20 protein-coding genes are annotated in these 22,498 nt (G+C 66.6%); 11 read left to right on the top strand and 9 right to left on the bottom strand.

From position 1 onward, the window contains the following. The first annotated feature begins 12 nt into the window (after positions 1-12). Positions 13-537 carry a DUF2937 family protein gene (locus BLQ74_RS11315; protein WP_090262664.1) on the top strand — a complete coding sequence of 175 codons (525 nt, stop codon included), beginning with the start codon at positions 13-15 and terminating at the stop codon, positions 535-537. 34 nt (positions 538-571) lie between these two features. Here the strand turns inward: BLQ74_RS11315 and BLQ74_RS11310 are convergent, their stop codons facing one another. Then, positions 572-1,204, bottom strand: a complete 633-nt coding sequence (locus BLQ74_RS11310) for a cysteine hydrolase family protein (protein ID WP_090262663.1) — start codon at positions 1,202-1,204, stop codon at positions 572-574. Positions 1,205-1,367: 163 nt separating this feature from the next. Between BLQ74_RS11310 and BLQ74_RS11305 the strand changes: the two genes are divergently transcribed. Beyond that, positions 1,368-2,321: a GlxA family transcriptional regulator gene (locus BLQ74_RS11305; RefSeq protein ID WP_090262662.1), complete on the top strand. Its 954-nt coding sequence runs from the start codon at positions 1,368-1,370 to the stop codon at positions 2,319-2,321. Between the two features lie 76 nt (positions 2,322-2,397). Here the strand turns inward: BLQ74_RS11305 and aceK are convergent, their stop codons facing one another. The 4 genes from aceK to cysK all read right to left on the bottom strand — a co-directional run bounded on the left by aceK (position 2,398) and on the right by cysK (position 7,878). Further along, positions 2,398-4,122 (bottom strand): bifunctional isocitrate dehydrogenase kinase/phosphatase, encoded by a 1,725-nt coding sequence (aceK, locus tag BLQ74_RS11300; RefSeq protein WP_090262661.1) that lies wholly within the window; start codon positions 4,120-4,122, stop codon positions 2,398-2,400. Between the two features lie 169 nt (positions 4,123-4,291). Beyond that, entirely contained in the window at positions 4,292-5,197 is a 906-nt protein-coding gene (locus tag BLQ74_RS11295) for a DMT family transporter (protein ID WP_090262660.1), read from the bottom strand. Positions 5,198-5,645: 448 nt separating this feature from the next. Then, positions 5,646-6,740: a polyamine ABC transporter substrate-binding protein gene (locus BLQ74_RS11290; protein WP_090262659.1), complete on the bottom strand. Its 1,095-nt coding sequence runs from the start codon at positions 6,738-6,740 to the stop codon at positions 5,646-5,648. A gap of 163 nt (positions 6,741-6,903) precedes the next feature. Further along, positions 6,904-7,878: a cysteine synthase A gene (cysK, locus tag BLQ74_RS11285; RefSeq protein ID WP_090262658.1), complete on the bottom strand. Its 975-nt coding sequence runs from the start codon at positions 7,876-7,878 to the stop codon at positions 6,904-6,906. A gap of 288 nt (positions 7,879-8,166) precedes the next feature. Here cysK and BLQ74_RS11280 point away from each other — a divergent pair, with 288 nt between their 5' ends. The 3 genes from BLQ74_RS11280 (at position 8,167) to BLQ74_RS11270 (ending at position 11,537) form a co-directional block, all read left to right on the top strand. Then, positions 8,167-9,012 (top strand): AAA family ATPase, encoded by an 846-nt coding sequence (locus BLQ74_RS11280; protein WP_090262657.1) that lies wholly within the window; start codon positions 8,167-8,169, stop codon positions 9,010-9,012. Between the two features lie 109 nt (positions 9,013-9,121). Beyond that, positions 9,122-10,303, top strand: a complete 1,182-nt coding sequence (locus BLQ74_RS11275) for a vWA domain-containing protein (RefSeq protein WP_090262656.1) — start codon at positions 9,122-9,124, stop codon at positions 10,301-10,303. A gap of 214 nt (positions 10,304-10,517) precedes the next feature. Then, positions 10,518-11,537, top strand: coding sequence for an AraC family transcriptional regulator (locus BLQ74_RS11270; RefSeq protein WP_090262655.1), 1,020 nt, complete (start codon positions 10,518-10,520; stop codon positions 11,535-11,537). A gap of 18 nt (positions 11,538-11,555) precedes the next feature. Here BLQ74_RS11270 and BLQ74_RS11265 read toward each other — a convergent pair whose 3' ends face one another. After that, positions 11,556-12,599, bottom strand: a complete 1,044-nt coding sequence (locus BLQ74_RS11265; protein WP_090262654.1) for a class I SAM-dependent methyltransferase — start codon at positions 12,597-12,599, stop codon at positions 11,556-11,558. Between the two features lie 334 nt (positions 12,600-12,933). Beyond that, on the bottom strand, positions 12,934-13,635 hold the full coding sequence (gene csiR / locus BLQ74_RS11260) for a DNA-binding transcriptional regulator CsiR (protein ID WP_090262653.1): 702 nt from the start codon (positions 13,633-13,635) through the stop codon (positions 12,934-12,936). 197 nt (positions 13,636-13,832) lie between these two features. Here csiR and glaH point away from each other — a divergent pair, with 197 nt between their 5' ends. From glaH to gabP, 5 genes are all read left to right on the top strand, one after another. Beyond that, on the top strand, positions 13,833-14,810 hold the full coding sequence (gene glaH, locus BLQ74_RS11255) for a glutarate dioxygenase GlaH (protein ID WP_090262903.1): 978 nt from the start codon (positions 13,833-13,835) through the stop codon (positions 14,808-14,810). Positions 14,811-14,932: 122 nt separating this feature from the next. Then, positions 14,933-16,186 carry an L-2-hydroxyglutarate oxidase gene (gene lhgO / locus BLQ74_RS11250; RefSeq protein ID WP_090262902.1) on the top strand — a complete coding sequence of 418 codons (1,254 nt, stop codon included), beginning with the start codon at positions 14,933-14,935 and terminating at the stop codon, positions 16,184-16,186. Positions 16,187-16,218: 32 nt separating this feature from the next. After that, positions 16,219-17,667, top strand: coding sequence for an NADP-dependent succinate-semialdehyde dehydrogenase (gene gabD, locus BLQ74_RS11245; RefSeq protein WP_090262652.1), 1,449 nt, complete (start codon positions 16,219-16,221; stop codon positions 17,665-17,667). Between the two features lie 48 nt (positions 17,668-17,715). Further along, positions 17,716-18,990 (top strand): 4-aminobutyrate--2-oxoglutarate transaminase, encoded by a 1,275-nt coding sequence (gene gabT / locus BLQ74_RS11240; protein ID WP_090262651.1) that lies wholly within the window; start codon positions 17,716-17,718, stop codon positions 18,988-18,990. Between the two features lie 119 nt (positions 18,991-19,109). Beyond that, positions 19,110-20,510, top strand: a complete 1,401-nt coding sequence (gene gabP, locus BLQ74_RS11235) for a GABA permease (protein WP_090262650.1) — start codon at positions 19,110-19,112, stop codon at positions 20,508-20,510. Positions 20,511-20,696: 186 nt separating this feature from the next. On the opposite strand, the gene mdtI is transcribed toward gabP, so the two are convergent. Further along, complete coding sequence (gene mdtI, locus BLQ74_RS11230; protein ID WP_090262649.1) at positions 20,697-21,026, bottom strand: multidrug/spermidine efflux SMR transporter subunit MdtI; 330 nt, start codon at positions 21,024-21,026, stop codon at positions 20,697-20,699. Next, the gene (locus tag BLQ74_RS11225) at positions 21,020-21,316 is read right to left on the bottom strand and encodes an SMR family transporter (protein WP_425287491.1); all 297 of its coding nucleotides are present in this window, start codon (positions 21,314-21,316) and stop codon (positions 21,020-21,022) included. The genes mdtI and BLQ74_RS11225 overlap by 7 nt, the downstream gene beginning before the upstream one ends. Before the next feature lie 790 nt (positions 21,317-22,106). On the opposite strand from BLQ74_RS11225, the gene BLQ74_RS11220 reads away from it, so the two are divergent. Further along, positions 22,107-22,469, top strand: a complete 363-nt coding sequence (locus BLQ74_RS11220; RefSeq protein ID WP_090262647.1) for a DUF427 domain-containing protein — start codon at positions 22,107-22,109, stop codon at positions 22,467-22,469. The last annotated feature ends 29 nt before the right edge of the window (positions 22,470-22,498 follow it).

Genomic DNA, 22,498 nt, shown 5'->3' with positions numbered 1-22,498 from the left:
AAGGGGACAAACATGCTGCGCAGCTACATTCGTCTGGTGCTCTTCGCCTTCGGCTTGATGGTCGGCGTACAGGTGCCGGGCTTCATCAAGGATTACGCGCTGCGCGTGGACGCCCACCGGCAAGAGGCGAGCCAGGCCCTGGAAGGCTATCGCGGCACCGCCGGGCAGTTCTTCACCGGCGACCTCAATGCCCTGGTGGCGCACTACCGCGGCAGTCCCGATCCGGTGTTCCAGCGTGACGCCGACAACATCGAGCGGGTGCTGCGCCGCTCCCAGCTGTTCGACAAGGAGTGGCAGGTCCTGCAGGGCCCCTGGTACGCCCGCGCCTGGCACATGCTCAGCGCGCCGAACCTGGAACTGCTGCGGGAAACCTTCGACAGCTACACCTACCAGGTGGCGCTGGTGCCGGAAGCCATTGGCTGGGCGCTCGGCGGCGGCCTGCTGATGGCCTGGATCGTCGAGTTGCTGATGGTCTCGCTGGGCGCCCTGGTCGGGCTCGGCGACAACCGCCACAGCGCGCGCCGCCACTGGAGCTGACGCGCGCGGGCGGCAACCGCCTCGGCGGCGGCGACTATCGCCCCCGCGCCGCCAGCGCCCGCTGGTTGGAGGCGTAGATGGTGTCGCGCGGTGGCGCTTCGCCGGCGTTCAGCGCTGCCAGCCAGCGTTCGGTGCTCAGCACCGTGGCGAAGGACGAATGCAGCACCACGCTGAACACCCGATGGATTTCCTCGGCGCTGGCGTTGCCGGCGCTGTTGGCGTAGGGCAGCGAACCGCTGGCGTCGTCGAGGAACTCCACGTGCCAGCCTTCATGGGCCGCCTGGCGGGCGGTGGCGTCGTCGCAGTTGTGGGTCATGTAGCCGACGATGCTCAGCGTGTCGATGCCGCGCTGGCGCAGCCAGTCGCCCAGGCCGGTGCCGCTGAGGGCGCTGGCCTTGGATTTCTCCAGCAGAAGATCGTAGGGCCGCTGCGCCACTTGCGGGTGCAGTTCGGCGCCGTGGCTGCCGCGGGCGAAGATCGGCGAGCCTTCCGGCGCCAGGTGCTTGAGCAGCACCACCGGGATGCCGGCGGCGTGGGCGGCGTCCATGGCGCGGAGGATATTGGCCAGGGAGTCGCTGACCGGTGGGTATTCGATGCGCAGGTTGCCGTCGAAGTATTCGTTCTGCACGTCGATGACGATCAGGGCGCGTTTCGGGCTGTCGCTCATGTCTTGTTCTCCGGGGTGGGTGACGATGTGGCCATTCTGCGCAGGGCGCGCCGACCAGTGTGAGTGGCCCGGATGACAGCTTTCGCTAGAATCGGGCCAACGTATTCTTCTCGTCGTGCGGTCCTGGGCGTGCTGCCCTTGCTGAAAACCGCTGGAGGTGTCTGTGGATATCCATCGTGTGGCGGTGGTCGCGTTCGACCAGATCAGCCCCTTTCACCTGTCGGTGCCCTGCCTGGTCTTCGGTGAGGGCGATCCGGGCGGCGACCGCGTGCGCTTCGAGCTGTGCGTCTGCGCCGCCGAGGCCGGGCCGTTGCGCACCAGCGCCGGTTTCAGCATCGACACGCCGCATGGCCTGGAGGCCCTGGCCGCCGCCGATACGCTGATAGTGCCGAGCTGGCGCGATCCCCAGGAGCGCCCGCCGCAGGCGTTGCTCGACGCCCTGGTGGCGGCCGAGGCGCGCGGCGCGCAACTGGTCGGCCTGTGCCTGGGCGCCTTCGTCCTCGCCGAGGCCGGACTGCTCGACGGCCGCGTGGCCACCACCCACTGGCTGTGCGTGGAGCAATTCGCCCAGCGTTTCCCGAAGGTTCGGCTGCAGCCGGACGTGCTCTACGTCGACGATGGCCCGATCCTCACCTCCGCCGGCACCGTGGCCGGCATCGACTGCTGCCTGCACCTGCTGCGCCAGCGCTGCGGCGCCGGCTTGAGCAACCAGCAGGCGCGACGCCTGGTGGTGGCGCCGCACCGCCAGGGCGGCCAGGCGCAATTCATCGAACAGCCGTTGCCGGCGACGGCCCGCGACAACCGCCTGTCCGGCCTGCTCGACTGGGTCCGCGAACGCCTCGACCAACCCCACGACCTGGACAGCCTGGCCGCACGCGTGCTGATGAGCCGGCGCAGTTTCAGCCGGCATTTCCGCCAGCTCACCGGCGCGACCCTGGGCGACTGGCTGCGCGGCGAACGCCTGGCCCTGGCGCAGCGCCTGCTGGAATCGACCGAACAGCCCATCCCGGCGATCGCCAGCCTCGCCGGCTTCGGCTCGGTGGCCTCGCTGCGGCAGCACTTCAGTGCCGCGCTGGGGGTTTCGCCGAGCGCCTACCGGCAGGCGTTTCGGGGATAGGCGCGGCGGTCGAAACAGCGATGCCCGATGACCACGGCAATAACGCCCCAGGCGCTATGCGCCCTACGGGCGCGGCTCATTCCGCCAGGGCTTTTTCCGGCAGCTCGTTGCGGCGGTAGGGGAATACGTCGATGACCTTGCCGGCGCGGATCTGCGCCTGCAGGCCCTTCCAGTAGTCGGCGTCGAAGAGGTCGCCGTGCAGCTTGCTGAACAACCGGCGTTGCGCCAGGTCGACGAACAGGAAGCGCGGAAACTCCTCGGGGAACACGTCCATCGGCCCGACCGAATACCAGGGCTCGGACGACAGTTCGTCCTCCGGGTAGCGCGGCTCGGGAATGTGCCGGAAGTTCACTTCGGTGAGGTAGCTGATCTCGTCGTAGTCGTAGAACACCACGCGGCCGTGGCGGGTGACGCCGAAGTTCTTCAACAGCATGTCGCCGGGGAAGATGTTCGCCGCCGCCAGTTGCTTGATGGCCAGGCCGTAGTCGTTCAGCGCCTCGCGCACCTGTGCGTCGGTGGCGTGTTCCAGGTAGATGTTCAGCGGGGTCATGCGCCGTTCGGTCCAGCAATGGCGGATCAGCACCACATCGCCCTCCAGCAGCACGGTCGACGGCGCCACCTCCAGCAGTTCGGCCAGGCATTCGGGCTCGAACTTGCTCACCGGGAAGCGGAAATCGGCGAACTGCTGGGTGTCGGCCAGGCGGCCGACGCGGTCGTGGTTCTTCACCAACTGGTATTTCTGCACGACGGTGGCGTGGTCGACGTTCTTCGCCGGGTTGAAGTTGTCCTTGATGATCTTGAACACGGTGTTGAAGCCGGGCAGGGTGAACACGCTCATGACCATGCCGCGCACCCCGGGCGCCATGATGAAGCGGTCGTCGGTGCTCGCCAGGTGGTTGATCAGCGCACGGTAGAACTCGCTCTTGCCCTGCTTGTAGAAGCCGATCGAGGTGTACAGCTCGGCGATGTGCTTGCCCGGCAGCAGGCGCTTGAGGAAGGCCACCAGCTCGGCCGGCACCGGCACGTCGACCATGAAGTAGGAGCGGGTGAAGGAGAAGATGATCGAGACTTCCGCCTCGTCGGTGATCACCGTGTCGAACTGGATGCCCTTGCCATCGCGGTGGATCAGCGGGAACACCAGCGGCCACTGCTCGTCCGGGGTGAACAGGCGCCCGACCAGGTAGGCGCCCTTGTTGCGGTAGAACACCGAACCGATCAGCTCGATGCTCAGCTCGGGGTCCTTGCACACCCAGTCCGGCAGGTTGTGCCGCAGCAGGGCGTCGATGCGTTCCAGGTTGCCGGCCTCGTCCTCGTAGGGCACCTGGAAGCGGTAGTCGGCGAAGATCTGCTCCAGCGCCTGGCGCAGGTGCCCGCGCGGCCGGTAGAGGCGCGTGTGCGGGTCGCGGGTCTGGGCGCGCAGCGAGGGTCGCGTGGTGTGCACGAACATGGTGCCGTCGCTGATGTTGTCGTGGCTGAACAGCCCGCAGAAGATCGAGTTGAACCAGGTTTCCGCCAGCTCGTCGTCGTTGCGCGGGTCGATCAGACGGATGTAGGCGCTCTTGATCAGCGGCCAGCGCTCCACGTCCAGCAGCGCCTCGCGGCCGAAATCGCCGATCACCCGCGCGACCGTTTCAGCGACCTTGTCCTCGTACAGGTTGATGCGCTCGGCGGAGGCCCGCTGAGCTTCCTGCCAGAGCGCCTGCTCGAAACGCGCCGGCGCGCCGTCGGTGATCTGCCGGAAGCGCTCGCGGTAATCGTCGAAGCCTTGCAGGATGGTCTGCGCGATCTGGGCGTGCATCATGGGCGCGTCTCGTTGGCGGGGTTGCAGCGAGCTTAGCCAGGGTGCGGGCGGAGGGAAAGCGCGGCGTCCGCGCGGGCGCCCGGCCCAGACCGTTGCGACGGCCGGCAATCCGGCCGGCCAGGGCGTCCCGGCAACGCAAGGTCGCCGCGGACGCCTATCTGCGCACGGCTCAAGCGGCCCGGCCGCCTTCGCGCGAGGGGGTGTCCGCCGCGCCGCGTGGCTGGCGAAACACCAGCAGCAGGCCCACGACGATCAGCCCCATGCCGAGCAGGGCGAGGCCGCCCAGGCGGTTGCCGAACACCAGGTAGTCGAGCAGCGCGGTCACCGCCGGCACCAGGTAGAACAGGCTGGTGACCTGCACCAGGTTGCCGCGCGCGATCAGCCGGTACAACAGCAGGGTCGCGCCCACCGAGATCACCAGACCCATCCACAGCAGCGTCAGCAGCAGTTCCAGGCTCCAGTCCGCGCGTAACGGCTGGGTCGGTGCCAGCGCCAGGCACAGCAGCAGGCCGGCGGCGTATTGCAGCGGCAGACTGCCCAGCGGGCTTTCTCGCAGGCCCTTTTGCAGCAGGGTGCCGACGGTGATGCCGAACAGCGCCAACAGGCCGCAGAGCAGGCCGCCGACGGTCAGCCCACTGAAGCCGATGCTCTGGTAGACCACCAGCACCAGCCCGCCCAGGCCGAGCGACAGGCCGCTCAGGCGTGTGGCCGAGAAGCGCCGTTCGAGGAGGATGCCGGTGAGGATCGGTTGCACGCCGAGCAGCGTGGCGATCACCCCGGGCGTCACCCGCAGGTCCAGCGCCAGCAGATAGAAGATCGGGTAGAAGCCCAGCAGCACCAGGCCGGTGAGCAGCGCCTGGCGGCGCTCGCGCGCTTGCCGGGGCAGGCGCAGGCCGAGCAGCGGGCCGAGCGCCAGCAAGGCGAGCAGGGCGATGGCGAAGCGCCCGATGAGGAAGACGAAGGGCGAGGCGTGGGCCAGCCCCCATTTGGAGGCGATCGCCGCGCTGCTCCAGAGCAGCACGAAAAGGCCGGTACTGGCCAGGTTGGCCAGGCTGGAACGATTGAAACTGGACATGGGATTCACCTGTCTGGGCACAGCGGCCGGTGCTGACGCGACCGGCCAGGACCGCAGCGCGCGGGCGTGGCGCGGCGGCATAGGGTTCAGCGCTGTGGGGGTGGCGCCTGGGTCAGGCGCTCGCACCCGGCGGCGGGCAGGCCGCGACGGAGGGCGGCGGGGGCGCCACGGCAAGGGCGGCAACGGCGGGAGACAGGTGGGCGATGGCGTCACGCAGGCAGGCACGCGCTTCACCAGGGTGGGCGAAGGACGGGGCGGGGAGCTTGGGCGCGTAGGTCATGGCCGGTGGCTGCGTGGCTGGATGGGACGGGGTGACTATAGCCGCGCCGGCGGGCGCCGGCGAGGCGCGGGAGAGCGGCGCGGCAATCCGCGAGTCCGGCGACAAAGCGCCGCCGGCCCAGGGCGTGGCGCCGGGCTCCCTGGAAGCTGAGGCCCGGCGCGGCGCGGATTACTTGCCGGTCTTGATGGTGTTCCAGATGCGCGTGCGCAGGCGGTCGATCTTCTGCGGCATGGATTCCAGGGCGAACAGCTTGGCCATCTTCTCCTGCGGCGGGTAGATCGCCGGGTCGGCCTTGATCGCCGCGTCCACCAGCGGGTCGGCGGCCTGGTTGCCGTTGGCGTAGTGCACCGAGTTGCTGATGCCGGCCATCACCTCCGGGCGCAGCAGGTAGTTCATGAAGGCATAGCCGGCCTTCTCGTCGGGCGCGTCGGCGGGCATGGCGACCATGTCGAACCACAGCGGCGAGCCCTCCTTGGGCGTCGAGTAGTGGATCTCCACGCCGTTCTTGGCTTCCTTGGCGCGGGTCGCCGCCTGCAGCACGTCGCCGGAGAAGCCGACCACCATGCACACCTCGCCGTTGGCCAGGTCGCTGACGTACTTCGAGGAGTGGAAGTAGCGGATGTACGGGCGGACCTTGAGCAGCGCTTCTTCGGCCTTCTTGTAGTCTTCGGCTTTCTGGCTGTGGTGCGGCAGGCCGAGGTAGTTGAGGGTGATCGGCAGCAGCTCGGGGCCGTTGTCCAGCACGGCAACGCCGCACTTGGCCAGCTTCTCCATGTTCTCCGGTTTGAAGAACAGGTCCCAGGAGTCGAGCGGCGCGTTGTCGCCCAGCACTGCCTTGATCTTGGCCGGGTTGTAGCCGATGCCGGTGGTGCCCCACAGGTAGGGGAAGCCGTGCTGGTTGCCCGGGTCGTTGACCTCCAGGGCCTTCATCAGCACCGGGTTGAGGTTTTTCCAGTTCGGTAGCTGGCTCTTGTCCAGCTTCTTCAGGGCGCCGGCCTGGATCTGCTTGGCCATGAAGTGGTTGGACGGGAAGACCACGTCGTAGCCGGACTTGCCGGTCATCAGCTTGCCGTCGAGGGTCTCGTTGCTGTCGTAGACGTCGTAGGTGGCCTGGATGCCGGTTTCCTTGCTGAAGCCCGGCACCGTCTCCGGCGCGATGTATTCGGACCAGTTGTAGATCTTCACGGTGTCGGCCTGGGCGACACCTGCGCCCAGGGAGACGGAAAGCGCGAGGGCACTGAGCAGCGGTGCGGTTGTTTTCATTGTTGGATTCCTGACGGCGAACGGGAATGGCGCGACCGGGCGGGGCCGCGGCCTGGGCAAGAAATAACCGTATTGCCGGAGGATTTGGAGACGGCGGGGTTGTCTGCGGGTCCGCAGACAGGGGCGGGGAGGGCGCCGCCCCGCGATGGGGCGGCGCGCCGGCTTACTGCACCAGTTCCTGTTCGTCGAACACGCCCTCGAAGAGCATGCTCGACAGGTAGCGCTCGGCCGAGTCGGGCAGGATCACCACGATGGTCTTGCCCTGCATCGTCGGCTCCTGGGCCAGGCGCACGGCCGCGGCCATGGCGGCGCCGCAGGAAATGCCGCAGAGGATGCCTTCTTCCTGCATCAGGCGCTGGGCCATGGCCTTCGCCTCGTCATCGGTGACCGTCTCGACGCGGTCGACCAGCGACAGGTCGAGGTTCTTCGGCACGAAACCGGCGCCGATGCCCTGGATCTTGTGCGGCGCGGGCTTGATCTCGGCGCCGGCGAGGGTCTGGCTGATCACCGGCGAACTGGCCGGCTCCACCGCCACCGAGAGGATCGGCTTGCCCTTGGTGTTCTTGATGTAGCGCGAGATGCCGGTGATGGTGCCGCCGGTGCCGACCCCGGACACCAGCACATCCACCGCGCCGTCGGTGTCGTTCCAGATTTCCGGGCCGGTGGTCTTCTCGTGGATCGCCGGGTTCGCCGGGTTGTCGAACTGCGCCGGCATGAAGTACTCGCCGGGATGTGCGGCGACCAGTTCCTCGGCCTTGGCGATGGCGCCCTTCATGCCCTTAGCCGGTTCGGTGAGGATCAGCTCGGCGCCGAGCGCCTTGAGCACCTTGCGGCGTTCCAGGCTCATCGAGGCGGGCATGGTCAGCACCAGCTTGTAGCCGCGCGCGGCGGCGACGAAGGCCAGGCCGATGCCGGTGTTGCCGGAGGTCGGTTCGATGATGCTCATGCCCGGCTTCAGGCGACCGCTGGATTCGGCATCCCAGATCATGTTGGCGCCGATCCGGCATTTCACCGAATAGCCGGGGTTACGCCCCTCGATCTTGGCCAGGATGGTGACGCCGCGCGGGGCGATGCTGTTGATCTGGACCAGCGGCGTGTTGCCGATGGACTGCGCGTTGTCTGCGAAAATGCGGCTCATGGTGAGTGTCCTTGTGGCGCGATGGTGATCCGCCAGCCTATTCCGCGACGCTGGGCGAGTCCAGCGGCGAACCGGCGGAAAGATCGGGGTGGCGGGGGGGCGTGGCTGCCAGGCTCCGGGTCGCCGGGCGCGGCGGAAATGCCTGGTCGCGCCGTGGCCGTGCATTCAATGACTGAATGCCGCGTCTGCGTTCACAGTCGAAGGACCTGCGCGTTATAGTCGCTGTCTGTCGCAAATTTTCCTTCAGCCCGGGCATGGCCCCGGCCGATACCGTTCGAGGATTCCCTGATGAAGTTCGAAGGCACCCAGTCCTACGTCGCCACCGACGACCTCAAGCTGGCGGTCAATGCCGCCATCACCCTGCAGCGTCCGCTGCTGGTCAAGGGCGAGCCGGGCACCGGCAAGACCATGCTCGCCGAGCAGTTGGCCGAGTCCTTCGGCGCCAAACTGATCACCTGGCACATCAAGTCCACCACCAAGGCCCACCAGGGGCTCTACGAGTACGACGCGGTGAGCCGCCTGCGCGACTCGCAACTGGGCGTGGACAAGGTCCACGACGTGCGCAACTACATCAAGAAGGGCAAGCTCTGGGAGGCCTTCGAGGCCGAGGAGCGGGTGATCCTGCTGATCGACGAGATCGACAAGGCCGACATCGAGTTCCCCAACGACCTGCTGCAGGAACTCGACAAGATGGAGTTCTTCGTTTACGAGACCAACGAGACCATCAAGGCCAGGCAGCGGCCGATCATCATCATCACCTCGAACAACGAGAAGGAACTGCCGGACGCCTTCCTGCGCCGCTGCTTCTTCCACTACATCGCCTTCCCCGACCGCGAGACCCTGCAGAAGATCGTCGACGTGCACTACCCGAATATCCGCGCCTCGCTGGTCAGCGAAGCCCTGGATATCTTCTTCGACGTGCGCAAGGTGCCGGGCCTGAAGAAGAAGCCCTCGACCTCCGAGCTGGTGGACTGGCTGAAGCTGCTGATGGCCGACGAGATCGGCGAAGCGGTGCTGCGCGAGCGCGATCCGACCAAGGCCATTCCGCCGCTGGCCGGCGCCCTGGTGAAGAACGAGCAGGACGTGCAACTGCTCGAGCGCCTGGCCTTCATGAGCCGCCGCGCCAGCCGCTGAGTAGCGGGCTGCTGCGCGGCGGCCTTGCCCGGCTCCGGCTCGCGAGCCCGGGCACCGAGTGCAAAAGGAGCATTGCTCCTGAATCAATGAAATCACGAGGCATGCAGCCATGCTGCTCAACCTGTTCAACGAAATGCGCGCGGCCAAGGTGCCGGTGTCGGTGCGCGAGCTGCTCGACCTGATCGATGCGCTCCAGCACCGCGTGGTATTCGCCGACATGGACGAGTTCTACTACCTCGCCCGCACCATCCTGGTGAAGGACGAGCGCCATTTCGACAAGTTCGACCGGGCCTTCGGCGCCTACTTCAAGGGCCTGGAGAAACTCGACGACCACCTCAAGGCACTGATCCCCGAGGAATGGCTGCGCAAGGAATTCGAGCGCCTGCTGACCGACGAGGAGCGCGCGCAGATCCAGTCCCTCGGCGGCCTGGACAAGCTCATCGAGGAGTTCAAGAAACGCCTCGAAGAGCAGAAGGAACGCCACGCCGGCGGTAACAAGTGGATCGGCACCGGCGGCACCAGTCCGTTCGGCTCCGGCGGCTTCAACCCCGAGGGCATCCGCGTCGGCGACGCCGGCAAGCGCCAGGGCAAGGCCGCCAAGGTCTGGGACCAGCGCGAGTACAAGAACCTCGACGACCAGGTCGAGCTGGGCACGCGCAACATCAAGATCGCCCTGCGCCGCCTGCGCAAATTCGCCCGTGAAGGCGCCGCCGAAGAGCTGGACATCGACGGCACCATCGACCACACGGCGAAGGATGCCGGGCTGCTCAACATCCAGATGCGCCCGGAGCGGCGCAACACCGTGAAGCTCCTGCTGCTGCTCGACATCGGCGGTTCCATGGACGCCCACGTGAAGGTCTGCGAAGAGCTGTTCTCGGCGTGCAAGACCGAGTTCAAGCACCTGGAGTACTTCTACTTCCACAACTTCATCTACGAATCGGTGTGGAAGAACAACCTGCGCCGCAGCAGCGAGCGCACCGCCACCTTCGACCTGCTGCACAAGTACGGGCCGGACTACAAGGTGGTGTTCGTCGGCGACGCGGCCATGGCGCCCTACGAGATCACCCAGGCCGGCGGCAGCGTCGAGCACTGGAACGAGGAGGCCGGTTACGTCTGGATGCAGCGCTTCATGGAAAAGTACAAGAAGCTCATCTGGATCAACCCCTACCCGAAGGACACCTGGAACTACACCGCCTCCACCAATCTGGTGCGCGAGCTGGTCAAGGAACAGATGTACCCGCTGACCCTCAGTGGCCTGGAAGAGGGCATGCGCTTCCTGTCGCGTGGCTGAGGCATCCGGCGTTTCCAACCGCGCAGCACGATTGGCGCGAGCCCGGGGCGTACAACCGTTCGCGGTTTTACGCCGCCGTCCCCCATGCCCCTCCAGCGGCGCGGTCGAGCCCAAGGCGCCGCCCCGGCCTCCGGCACGCAACTTGCCTTGCCATTAGCCGCGCCATCGGCGGTAACATCCCGTCGGCGCGTCGTTGTGCACTGATGGGCAAGACATGATCGCAACCACTTTTTCCCGCTCCACCTGGCTCAATTCCCTGCACATGTCCTCGCTGACCGTGTCCCTGCTGGAAGCCGAGGGACACCCGCGCGAGAGCATCCTGGAGGGCAGCGGCATCACCTCCGATGACTTGCTCGAGCTGCGCCGGCTGATCAGCCCCTGGCAGGAGCAACAGGTGTTCGCCAATGCCCAGCGCCTGGCCGGCGAAGCCGCGCTTGGCCTGCGCCTGGGGCTGCGCACGCGGATTTCCGCCTATGGCCTGCTGGGCTATGCGTTACTTTCCGCACCGACCTTGGGCGAAGCGCTACGCATCGGCCTCGGTTATCCGGTGCTGCTGGGTACCTACTTCCACCTGGCGTTGAGCGTCGAGGGCGAACTGGCCTGGCTGGTGGCCACCGGCTACGGCGAAGACGCAAGCCTGCTGCCGTTCAATACCGAACTGTGCCTGGGCTCGCTCCAGGTGATCTGCGCCGACCTGCTCGGCCAGCCGCTGCAACTGCTCCACGCCGAGTTCGACTACCCCGGCACGCCCGAGCGCGAGGCGGCCTATGCCCAGGGTTTCGCCTGCCGACCGCGTTTCGATCGGACGCGCAGCGCCATCGGCTTCCCCGCTAGCTGGCTGGAGCGGCGCCTGCCGCTGGCCGATCCGGTGACCCACCGCGAGATGCTCGAACAGTGTCGCCGGCAGAACGTCGACCTCGCCGCGCGCCGCGCCTGGTTGGACAAAGTCCGCGCGATCCTCGGCGAGCGCCTGCAGGAGCCGCCGGGCCTGGAGGAGCTGGCGCGGCGGCTGAACTGCTCCTCGCGCAGCCTGCGTCGGCACCTGCAGCAACAGCAGACCAGCTACCAGCAACTGCTCGACGAACTGCGTTTCGCCCGCGCCAAGGAGCTGCTGCAGGACGGCGACATGCCGATCTACCGCATCGCCGAGGCGCTCGGCTTCAGCGAAACCGCCAGCCTGCGGCACGCCTTCCAGCGCTGGAGCGGCCAGCCGCCGAGCCACTTCCGCGCCTGAGTGCCCGGCGCATGAGCGCTACGGCCGTGCTTCCAGGATCAGGTTGAACGGCGTTTCCGTCGCCCGGCGGAAGTGGCTGAATCCGGCTTCCTCGAAGACCTTGCGCAGACGCGCTTCGCCGGCCTGGGCGCCGAGGCCGAGGCCGACCTCCTGGGACAGCGAGTTGGGCGTGCAGAGGAAGGTGGAGGCGGCGTAGAACAGCCGGCCCACCGGCGTCAGGTTGTCGTCCAGGTGGTCCTGCGCATAGGGCTCGACCAGCAGCACGCAGCCGCCCGGCGCCAGGTGCTGGTAGGCGTAGCGGGCGGCGCCCACCGGGTCGCCCATGTCGTGCAGGCAGTCGAAGAAGCAGATCAGGTCATAGTCGCCCGGGTAGTCCTTGGCGGTGGCCTGGGCAAAGCTCACGCGGTCGGCCACGCCGCCTTCCTCGGCGCGTTGCTTGGCGATGTCGATGGACGGCGCGTGATAGTCGAAGCCGAAGAAACGCGAGGCCGGGAAGGCCTGCGCCATGATCACGCTGGAGGCGCCATGGCCGCAGCCGATGTCCGCGACCCGCGCGCCGGCCTTCAGTTTGTCGACCACGCCATCGAGCGCCGGCAGCCATTCGTCGACCAGGTGCGCGCGGTAGCCGGGGCGGAAGAAGCGTTCGGTGCCGCGGAATAGGCAGGGGTGGTGGTCGCCCCAGGGCACCGCGCCGTCACCGCGCATGGCGGCGATCAGCTTGTCCTTGTCCTGGTACATCGAGGCGAGCACGCCCGCGCCGCCGGCCACGTAGACCGGCGAGTTCTCGTCGGCCAGGGCCATGGCCTGTTCTTCCGGCAGGCGGAAGAGCCCGTTGTTGTGTTCCATGTAGCCGGCCGCGGCCTGGGCGCTGAGCCATTCGCGCAGCAGGCGGGGGTTGCAGCCGGTGCGTTCGGCCAGGGTGTCCGGGCTGAGCGGCTGGCTGTCGGCCATGGCGCGGTAGAGCCCCAGCTCATCGCCGAGAATGACATTGGCCAACATGGCCGCGCCGCCCATGTCGCTGACCAGGCGACCCATGAAGTCGTTGAGTTTGGCTTCGTCCATGGCGTGTCCTCCAGCTGCAAGGCCAGCGCGCCGCGCTGCGCGGCGGCGGCGAGGTTCATCGGGACTGCGGGATCTGCCGGAAATCCATCGGCGCCGCGAACGGCGGGGGCCTTCGGGCAATGGACGGGCACCCCGCCGGGGCGCGGAACGGAGCCATTGTGCAGGCGTCATGCAGCCGGATTCGGACGCGTGCCGGCAGCTCGCTGCTCACGCGCCGAGCCTGCTCCGGGCATGACGGGTCCCCTCTGCGGGGCGTGTTTAAAGTCTAGTCCCGCGGGGCGCGCGGGGTTCGCCGGCCGACACCCGGCGCGCCCTGTAAAGGCGCGCGGGCGCTTCAGCGCGCGCCTTCGCCCAGGCCGCCGGACTGCATGATGGTGGCGATGATCGGCACCGGCGTCATCAGGTGGGTGCGCATCATCTCGCTGGCGCGCGCGGCGTCGCGGGCGAGGATCGCCTCGACCAGCGCGGCGTGCTCCTGGCGCTTGAGTTCCAGGGCCTGCTCGGAGAACACCGTCTGCGTCAGCCACAGGTGCCGGTAGCGTTCGGCCTGGTCGAACAGGTAGGTGCGCGCCTGCAGCAGGTGCTTGGAGCCACAGCCCTGGGCGATGGCGGTATGGAACGCCTTGTGGCGTTCATCCCAGACATCCAGGCGCTGCTCGCGGGTCTTCACTTCGACGACCTTGGCCAGGGTGTGCGAATGCGCCAGCACTTGGGCTTCCCAGGCGTCGTCGCCACGCTGGATGGCCAGGCCGACGATCATCGCTTCGAGATTGGCGCGGGCATCGTAGATGTCCTTCATCTCGTCCAGCGACATGGGCGCGACGCGGTAGCCCTTCTGGCTGATGGCCACCACCAGGTGTTCGGCCACCAGTTGCGAGAGGGCCTCGCGCAGTGGGCCGACGCCGAGGTCGTAGCGCTCCTTCAGGGCGCTCATCAGCAGCTTTTCGCCGGGCTTGAAGACACCACGGATGATGTCCTGCTTGAGCCACTCATAGCCGCTGAATGCCGAATTTTGCCGGGGGGCGAGCGCTTCCAAATCCAGCTCCTATAGGGGTTTTGCGCGGAATCATACCCAAATGTCGGATGGACGAAAAACAATAGACAAGCGTTGGTTTTGTTGTCGTTTTATAAAAATGTAGACATTTTTGTTTTGTAGCGATATTTTTCTCATCGCCCGCCTGATCCAGGTCATTGCCGGACGGCGAAAACCCCTTCTTCTGCCAGGACACTGCCATGAATGCCTTCACCTCGATCCAGGACCTTGTGATGCCCTTGCCGCTGGAAACCCGGGGCTATTCCGTCGCGCCCTCGAAGCAATCGCCGCGCCTGCTCGAGCTGACCTTCGCCCGCGAGACCGTGAAGGCCTTCCTCGAGGCGGTGGCGCAATGGCCGGTTCAGGCGCTCGAATACAAGTCCTTCCTGCGCTTCCGCGTTGGTCAGATCCTCGACGAGCTGTGCGAAGGCACCCTGCGCCCGGTGCTGCTGAACACCATCCTCGATCGCGCCACCGGCGGCATGCTGATCAAGCCCGAAGGGCTGGATGACGTGGCCCAGGCCGAAGACATGGTGAAGTTCTCCACCGCCGTCGCGCACCTGATCGGCCGTTCCAACTACGACGCCATGAGCGGCCAGTTCTATGCCCGCTTCGTGGTGCTCAACACCGACAACTCCGACAGCTACCTGCGCCAGCCGCACCGCGTCATGGAGCTGCACAACGATGGCACCTTCGTCGACCAGATCACCGACTACGTGCTGATGATGAAAATCGAAGAGAAGAACATGGAAGGCGGCAACTCCCTGCTGCTGCACCTGGACGACTGGAGCGATCTGGACGAGTTCTTCCGCCACCCGCTGGCCCGCCGCGAAATGCGCTGGACCGCGCCGCCGAGCAAGAAGGTCAGCGAGGACGTGTTCCACGCGGTGTTCGATACCGATGCCGAAGGCCGCCCGACCATGCGCTACATCGACCAGTTCGTGCAGCCGAAGGACTTCGAGGAAGGCGTCTGGCTGAACAGCCTCTCCGAATCCCTGGAGGGCAGCGAGCAGAAGCTGTCGGTGCCGGTGCCGCAGGGCTGCTTCCTGCTGATCAACAACCTGTTCTGGCTGCACGGCCGCGACCGCTTCATCCCCCACGAGGGCCTGCGTCGTGAACTGATGCGCCAGCGCGGCTACATCGCCTACCAGAAGCCGCTGTACCAGCGCGGCCAGTAATTCCCACAGCGTCACCCTTCCCGCAGCCGCGGGCCCGCCGTCGAAGACTCCGCGCACGAGCTTCACGGCGGGCCCGCGTCTGCGGGGCTTTTTCAGCTAAGCCAGTGCGCGAGGTAATGGCTGTGTACGATTTCATCATCATCGGCGGCGGCATCGTCGGCATGTCCACCGCGATGCAGCTCACCCAGGTCTACCCGGACGCGAAGATTCTCCTGCTGGAGAAGGAATCCGGCCCGGCGCGGCACCAGACCGGGCACAACAGCGGCGTGATCCACGCCGGCGTCTACTACACCCCCGGCAGCCTCAAGGCGAAGTTCTGCCTGGCCGGCAACAAGGCCACCAAAGCCTTCTGCGACAAGCACGGCATCCGCTACGACGAGTGCGGCAAGCTGCTGGTGGCCACCAACGAACTGGAAATGGAGCGCATGAAGGCGCTCTGGGAACGCACCGCGGCCAACGGCCTGGAGCGTGAATGGCTGTCCGCCGCGCAACTGCGCGAGCGCGAGCCGAACATCGTCGGCATGGGCGGCATCTTCGTGCCCTCCAGCGGCATCGTCAGCTACTCCCAGGTCACCGCCGCCATGGGCCGCGAGTTCACCGCCGCCGGTGGCGAGATTCGCTACAACGCCGAAGTGGTGGCCCTCGACGAACGCGCCGAGGAAGTGGTGGTGCGCACCACCGACAACGAATTCCGTGGCCGCTACCTGGTGACCTGCTCGGGCCTGATGGCCGACCGCATCGTGCGCATGCTCGGGGTCGAGCCGCAGTTCATCATCTGTCCGTTCCGCGGCGAGTACTACCTGCTGCCGCAGCAGCACAACCAGATCGTCAACCACCTGATCTACCCGATCCCCGATCCGTCCATGCCGTTCCTCGGCGTGCACCTGACGCGGATGATCGACGGCACCGTCACCGTCGGCCCCAACGCCGTGCTGGCGATGAAGCGCGAGGGCTACCGCAAGTCCGACATTTCCGTCAGCGACCTGTTCGAGACCCTGACCTCGCCGGGCATCCTCAAGGTACTGGCGAAGAACCTGCGTCCGGGCCTGATCGAGATGAAGAACTCGCTGTTCAAGGGCGGCTATCTGAAGGAAGTGCAGAAGTACTGCCCGAGCATCGTCAAGAGCGACCTCACCGAGTACCCGGCCGGCGTGCGCGCCCAGGCGGTCTCGCGCGACGGCAAGCTGATCGACGACTTCCTCTTCGTCAACACCAAGCGCAGCGTCAACGTCTGCAACGCGCCGTCGCCGGCCGCCACCTCGGCCATCCCGATCGGCGCCTACATCGTGGAAAAGGTCCGCGAACAGATCGCCGGCCTCGGCACTGACTTCGTCAAAGCCGCGACCCCCGACAACAACCTGCGGGCGGCCGGCTGAGCCGTCCCGTCACCGATAACGAGGAAGACTGCGTGCAACTTAAAGACTCCAGCCTGTTCCGTCAGCAGGCCTACATCGATGGCGCCTGGGTCGATGCCGACAGCGGCAAGACCCTGGCAGTGAACAACCCGGCCACCGGCGAGACCATCGGCAGCGTGCCGAAGATGGGCGCCGCCGAGACCCGCCGCGCCATCGAGGCCGCCGACCGCGCGCTGCCGGCCTGGCGCGCGCTGACCGCCAAGGAGCGCGCCAACAAGCTGCGCCGCTGGTTCGAACTGATGATGGAAAACCAGGACGACCTGGCCCGTCTGATGACCATCGAACAGGGCAAGCCACTCACCGAAGCCAAGGGCGAAATCGCCTACGCCGCCTCCTTCCTCGAATGGTTCGGCGAAGAAGCCAAGCGCGTCTATGGCGACATGATCCCCGGTCACCAGGCCGATAAGCGCCTGATGGTGATCAAGCAGCCGATCGGCGTCACCGCCGCCATCACCCCGTGGAACTTCCCCTCGGCGATGATCACCCGCAAGGCCGGCCCGGCCCTGGCCGCCGGTTGCACCATGGTCCTCAAGCCCGCTTCGCAGACCCCGTACTCGGCGCTGGCCCTGGCCGAGCTGGCCGAGCGCGCCGGCATTCCGAAAGGCGTGTTCAGCGTGGTCACCGGCAGCGCCGGCGAAGTCGGCGGCGAACTGACCAGCAACCCGATCGTGCGCAAGCTGACCTTCACCGGCTCGACCGAGATCGGTCGCCAACTGATGGCCGAGTGCGCTAAGGACATCAAGAAGGTCTCCCTGGAGCTGGGCGGCAACGCACCCTTCATCGTCTTCGACGACGCCGACCTGGACGCCGCCGTCGATGGCGCGCTGATCTCCAAGTACCGCAACAACGGCCAGACCTGCGTCTGCGCCAACCGCCTGTACGTCCAGGACGGCGTGTATGACGCCTTCGTCGAGAAGCTCAAGGCCGCCGTGGCCAAGCTGAACATCGGCAACGGCCTGGAGCAGGGCATCACCACCGGCCCGCTGATCGACGCCAAGGCCGTGGCCAAGGTCCAGGAACACATCGCCGACGCCGTCAGCAAAGGCGCCAAGGTCGTCGCCGGCGGCAAGCCGCACGCCCTGGGTGGCACCTTCTTCGAGCCGACCGTGCTGGTCGACGTACCGAAGAACGCCGCCGTAGCCAAGGAAGAGACCTTCGGCCCGCTGGCGCCGCTGTTCCGCTTCAAGGACGAGGCCGAGGTGATCGAGCTTTCCAACGACACCGAATACGGCCTGGCCGCCTACTTCTATGCCCGCGACCTGGGTCGCGTGTTCCGCGTCGGCGAGGCGCTGGAGTACGGCATCGTCGGCATCAACACCGGGATCATTTCCAACGAAGTCGCGCCCTTCGGCGGCATCAAGGCCTCGGGCCTGGGCCGCGAAGGCTCCAAGTACGGCATCGAGGACTACCTGGAAATCAAATACCTGTGCATCGGCGTGTGATCCACGGCGACCCATTCTTCAGTGCCTGAGTGCAATACCGGAGACAGCATGAATAGCAACCAAAGCCTGCAACAGCGCCGCATGGCCGCGATTCCCCGCGGCGTCGGGCAGATCCACCAGATCTACGCCGAGCGCGCCGAGAACGCCACCGTCTGGGACGTCGAGGGCCGCGAGTTCCTCGACTTCGCCGGCGGCATCGCCGTACTCAACACCGGCCACCTGCATCCGAAGGTGATGGCCGCCGTGCAGGAACAGCTGGCCAAGCTCACCCACACCTGCTTCCACGTGTTCGGCTACGAGCCCTACGTGGCGCTGTGCGAGAAGATCAACAAACTGGTGCCGGGCAACTTCGAGAAGAAGACCCTGCTGGTGACCACCGGCGCCGAAGCCGTGGAAAACGCCATCAAGATCGCCCGCGCCGCCACCGGCCGCACCGGCGTGATCGCTTTCACCGGCGCCTACCATGGCCGCACCCACTACACCCTCAGCCTGACCGGCAAGGTCGTGCCGTACTCCGCCGGCATGGGCCTGATGCCCGGTGGCGTGTTCCGCGCGGAATACCCCAACCCGCTGCACGGCGTGTCGGTGGATGACGCCATCGCCAGCATCGAGCGCATCTTCAAGAACGACGCGCAGCCCAGCGACATCGCCGCGATCATCCTCGAACCGGTCCAGGGCGAGGGTGGCTTCAACCCCGCGCCGAAGGAGTTCATGGCCCGCCTGCGCGCCCTCTGCGACCAGCACGGTATCCTGCTGATCGCCGACGAAGTGCAGACCGGCGCCGGGCGTACCGGCACCTTCTTCGCCATGGAACAGATGGGCGTGGCGGCGGACCTGACCACCTTCGCCAAATCCATCGCCGGCGGCTTCCCGCTGGCCGGCGTCAGCGGCCGCGCGGAAATCATGGACGCGGTAGCACCGGGCGGCCTGGGCGGCACCTATGCCGGCAGCCCGGTCTCCTGCGCCGCCGCCCTGGCGGTGATCGAAGCCTTCGAGCAGGAAAAACTGCTGGACCGCGCCAAGGCAGTCGGCGAGATCCTCAGCAGCGGCCTGCGCAAGCTGGCCGAGAAGCACAAGAGCATCGGCGACGTGCGTAACCTCGGCGCCATGGTCGCGGTGGAACTGTTCGAAGCCGATGGCCACACCCCGGCCGCCGAGCTGACCGGCAAGATCGTGGCCAAGGCGCGCGACAAGGGCCTGATCCTGCTGTCCTGCGGTACCTACTACAACGTCCTGCGCATCCTGGTGCCGCTGACCGTCAGCGACGCCGACCTGGAGCGCGGTCTGTCGATCATCGCCGAGTGCTTCGACGAACTGGCCTGATGGCCCGTCGCGTCCGCTGAATCGCAAGACACTACGACGTATCCCTTCCTGCCCGTGAGCGATCACGGGTGGGCGGGGCTGTTTTCGCTGCAAGGACGCTGTTTTAGAAAGGTGAGACCATGCAAAAGCTCAACAAGAACAACCTGAGCCATGGGTTGAAATCGCGGCATGTGACCATGTTGTCCATTGCCGGGGTGATCGGCGCCGGCCTCTTCGTTGGCTCCGGCCGCGCGATCGCCGAAGCCGGTCCGGCCGCCATCCTGGCCTACATCCTGGCTGGCGCGCTGGTGGTGATCGTCATGCGCATGCTGGCCGAAATGGCCGTCGCCGCGCCCGACACCGGCTCTTTTTCGACCTACGCCGACCAGGCCATCGGTAAATGGGCCGGCTACACTATCGGCTGGCTGTACTGGTGGTTCTGGGTACTGGTGATCCCGATCGAGGCGAACATCGCCGCGACCATCATCAACACCTGGGTGCCGCAGTTGGACATCTGGGTGCTGTCCCTGGTGATCACCCTGCTGCTCACCGCCACCAACCTGTTCAGCGTGAAGAACTACGGCGAGTTCGAGTTCTGGCTGGCCCTGGTCAAGGTGGCCGCGATCACCTGCTTCATCATCCTCGGCGCCTGCGCCATCCTCGGCCTGCTGCCGAATACCGGGGTGAGCGGCGTATCGCGCCTGTGGGACAACGGCGGCTTCATGCCCAACGGCTTCGGCGCGGTGCTCAGCGCCATGCTGATCACCATGTTCTCGTTCCTCGGCGCCGAGGTGGTGACCATCGCCGCGGCCGAATCCGACGCGGCCGAGAAGCAGATCTCCAAGGCCACCAACTCGGTGATCTGGCGGATCACCCTGTTCTACATCCTGTCGATCTTCATCGTCGTCGCCCTGGTGCCCTGGACCGACTCGCGTCTGGCCGCCGATGGCTCCTACGTGACAGTGCTGGAAGTGCTCGGCGTACCCCACGCCAAGGCGCTGATCGATGTGGTGGTGCTGACCTCGGTGACCAGTTGCCTGAACTCCTCGCTGTACACCGCCTCGCGCATGCTCTTCTCGCTGAGCAGCCGTGGCGACGCGCCGGCCTGCGCCCGCATCACCAGCAACGCCGGCACGCCGGTGGTCGCGGTGCTGCTGTCGACCGCCGCGGCCTTCGCCACCGTGATCGCCAACTACCTGGTCCCGGCCCAGGTGTTCGGCTTCCTCATGGCCAGCTCCGGCGCCATCGCCCTGCTGGTGTACCTGGTGATCGCCATCTCGCAACTGCGCATGCGCAAGCGCCTGGTCGCCGAAGGCAAGCCGATCCAGTACCGCATGTGGCTGTTCCCCTGGCTGACCTGGGGCGTGATCGTGTTCATCGTCGGCGTGCTGGTGCTGATGCTGCTGCGTCCTGACCATCGCATCGAAGTGGCCGCCACCGCGCTGCTCAGTGTGCTGATCGTTTGCTCCGGCCTGCTCGTCACCCGCCGCCGCGCGCGCAGCGAGTCGCTGCAAGGCAGCCTCGGCGTCGCCGAACGCTGAGTCGCCCCTTCGGGATTTCCGCGGGCGCGGGCGGTTTCGGTTAGTCCCCTTGCCGCACGTCCTGCCCGCGGGAGCCCGGTTTTCTCGGCATCTACCTGGTGTCGGTGGATAAGGCGAAACGCTTTATCCACCGACACCAGGGGTAAACGGAGCGGGGCGCCGCAAGGGCGCCCCGTGTTCGTTGCATCAGGCCAGTTTCAGCAGGCCCATGCCGGCCACCAGCAACGCCAGCCCCAGCCAGCCGCGCCAGACCAGGCGCTGGCCGAACAGCACCCAGCCCATGGCTACGGTGGCGAGAATGCCGAAGCCGCCCCAGACCGCGTACGCCACCGACAGCTCGATGTCGCGCACCGCCTGCGCCAGCGCGGTGAACGCCAGCAGCACGCAGAGGATCGAGGCGACCCCCAGGCCGCGTTTGCGGAAGCCGTCGGAATACTTCAACAGCAGGTTGGCCAGCACTTCCAGGCCGATCGCCAGGCCCAGCCAGGCGCAGGCGATCCAGGTCGAAGTCAGCATGCCAGCGCCTCCTCTGTGGCCGGCGCGCGAGTGCGGGTGCCGGACTTGATCAGCAGGATGCCGGCGATCATCACCGCCAGGCCGATGGCCTTCTCCGGGGCCAGCTCCTCGCCCAGCAAGGCCACGCTGACCAGAGTGATGAGGACGATGCCGATGCCTTCCCAGAGGGCGTAGGCGACCCCCACCGGCACGCGCTTGATGGCCAGCGACAGGCAGTAATAGGACAGGCCGATCAGCACGTACATCAGCAGGTGGCCGCCGAACGGGGCCTGCTCGGCGGTGAATTTCATCGAGGTGGTGCCAACGACTTCGAAGCCGATGGCCGCGAACAGGTAGATCCAGCTACGCATGTTTTTGCCCTCCCATGGGCGCGCGCCGAGCCAACGCCGCAAGGCGAGGCAGGGCGGATGACGGGGACATGGAGGGAGACGGCGGGCGCACGGCGATGGCCGATCGCGCGGCGTCTCCGACAGAAATGACCGTGGGGGAGGGGCTACAGATCGCCGGTCCAGTAACGCTCGCGGGAAACCAGGCGGGAGGTGCTGAGGGGTAACGCTTGGGTGTTCAACATAATGAACGATATTTTGCCTGAGCTAATGGATGTTGGCAAACCGATAGTGACAGGAAATTGTTTAAAGGCTGTTAAAGCCCGAATTTATTAGCGATTAGCGCGAGGCTCTTTCAGAAGGTGCTGATTGGAGTGTGCAATATTTTGTTCATTTTGGTCGGCCGCGCCCCGTCGCCGCGCGCCTGACCGCGAGCCCTGTCCTACGTCCCTTGCCTTGAGGCCTGTGTCCGTCGCCCATACCCTCAGCGCGCCTCCATACAAGCGATGGAGGTACGGGTTTGGCGACTCGTTCTACTTAGGTGCGGTGACGCTCCCATGCTCAGCGACCTGTCCAGGCTGGTCGCCGAACCCCACCGCAGCGGTCGTTGGCGCCGCTTGCTGCCGGGCTGGCGAGGGACGCCAGCGCTACGCCCATCGGTTTTTCCGGCGTCATCGGGCTGGGCTTCTACCCTGAACAGGTGCGCCGCCACGTCGGCGGCCGGCTCAGCAGACCAGACCACTGGAGAGCGCCGATGAGCAACCCCGGCCACCCGCACCCGATCGATATCAGGCCGTATCGCGGCCGTGTCAGCGTGTCCTTCGCCGGCGCCCTGGTTGCCCGCAGCGACAACGCCCTGTTGCTGCACGAGGCCGGCTATCCCGCGGTGTTCTACCTCCCCGAAGCCGATCTCGATCCGGCGTGCTTCGTGCGCAGCCAGCACCACACGCATTGCCCGTACAAGGGCGAAGCCAGCTACTACAACCTGGTGCACGACGGGCAGGTGTCGGCCAACGCGGCGTGGACCTACGCAGACCCCCTTGCCGCAGTGGCGCCGATCCGCGGCCATGTCGCTTTCTACCCCGAGCAGGTGCGCATCGACGCCGAGCCGCAGTGAAGCGGCGCGCCTGTCCCTCGCCAAAGGGA

The sequence above is a fragment of the Pseudomonas panipatensis genome (assembly GCF_900099785.1).
GTDB lineage: Bacteria > Pseudomonadota > Gammaproteobacteria > Pseudomonadales > Pseudomonadaceae > Pseudomonas > Pseudomonas panipatensis.
The sequence above is the reverse complement of the archived record's forward strand: the minus strand, read 5'-3'. Positions and strand labels throughout refer to the sequence as shown.

Bases quoted from the DNA above. Each gene is read 5' to 3' on its own strand.
- BLQ74_RS11315 (WP_090262664.1), top strand. From the start codon at position 13: ATGCTGCGCAGCTACATTCGTCTGGTGCTCTTCGCCTTCGGCTTGATG.
- BLQ74_RS11310 (WP_090262663.1), bottom strand. From the start codon at position 1,204: ATGAGCGACAGCCCGAAACGCGCCCTGATCGTCATCGACGTGCAGAAC.
- aceK (WP_090262661.1), bottom strand. From the start codon at position 4,122: ATGATGCACGCCCAGATCGCGCAGACCATCCTGCAAGGCTTCGACGAT.
- BLQ74_RS11295 (WP_090262660.1), bottom strand. From the start codon at position 5,197: ATGTCCAGTTTCAATCGTTCCAGCCTGGCCAACCTGGCCAGTACCGGC.
- BLQ74_RS11290 (WP_090262659.1), bottom strand. From the start codon at position 6,740: ATGAAAACAACCGCACCGCTGCTCAGTGCCCTCGCGCTTTCCGTCTCC.
- cysK (WP_090262658.1), bottom strand. From the start codon at position 7,878: ATGAGCCGCATTTTCGCAGACAACGCGCAGTCCATCGGCAACACGCCG.
- BLQ74_RS11280 (WP_090262657.1), top strand. From the start codon at position 8,167: ATGAAGTTCGAAGGCACCCAGTCCTACGTCGCCACCGACGACCTCAAG.
- BLQ74_RS11275 (WP_090262656.1), top strand. From the start codon at position 9,122: ATGCTGCTCAACCTGTTCAACGAAATGCGCGCGGCCAAGGTGCCGGTG.
- BLQ74_RS11270 (WP_090262655.1), top strand. From the start codon at position 10,518: ATGATCGCAACCACTTTTTCCCGCTCCACCTGGCTCAATTCCCTGCAC.
- BLQ74_RS11265 (WP_090262654.1), bottom strand. From the start codon at position 12,599: ATGGACGAAGCCAAACTCAACGACTTCATGGGTCGCCTGGTCAGCGAC.
- glaH (WP_090262903.1), top strand. From the start codon at position 13,833: ATGAATGCCTTCACCTCGATCCAGGACCTTGTGATGCCCTTGCCGCTG.
- gabT (WP_090262651.1), top strand. From the start codon at position 17,716: ATGAATAGCAACCAAAGCCTGCAACAGCGCCGCATGGCCGCGATTCCC.
- gabP (WP_090262650.1), top strand. From the start codon at position 19,110: ATGCAAAAGCTCAACAAGAACAACCTGAGCCATGGGTTGAAATCGCGG.
- mdtI (WP_090262649.1), bottom strand. From the start codon at position 21,026: ATGCTGACTTCGACCTGGATCGCCTGCGCCTGGCTGGGCCTGGCGATC.
- BLQ74_RS11225 (WP_425287491.1), bottom strand. From the start codon at position 21,316: ATGAAATTCACCGCCGAGCAGGCCCCGTTCGGCGGCCACCTGCTGATG.
- BLQ74_RS11220 (WP_090262647.1), top strand. From the start codon at position 22,107: ATGAGCAACCCCGGCCACCCGCACCCGATCGATATCAGGCCGTATCGC.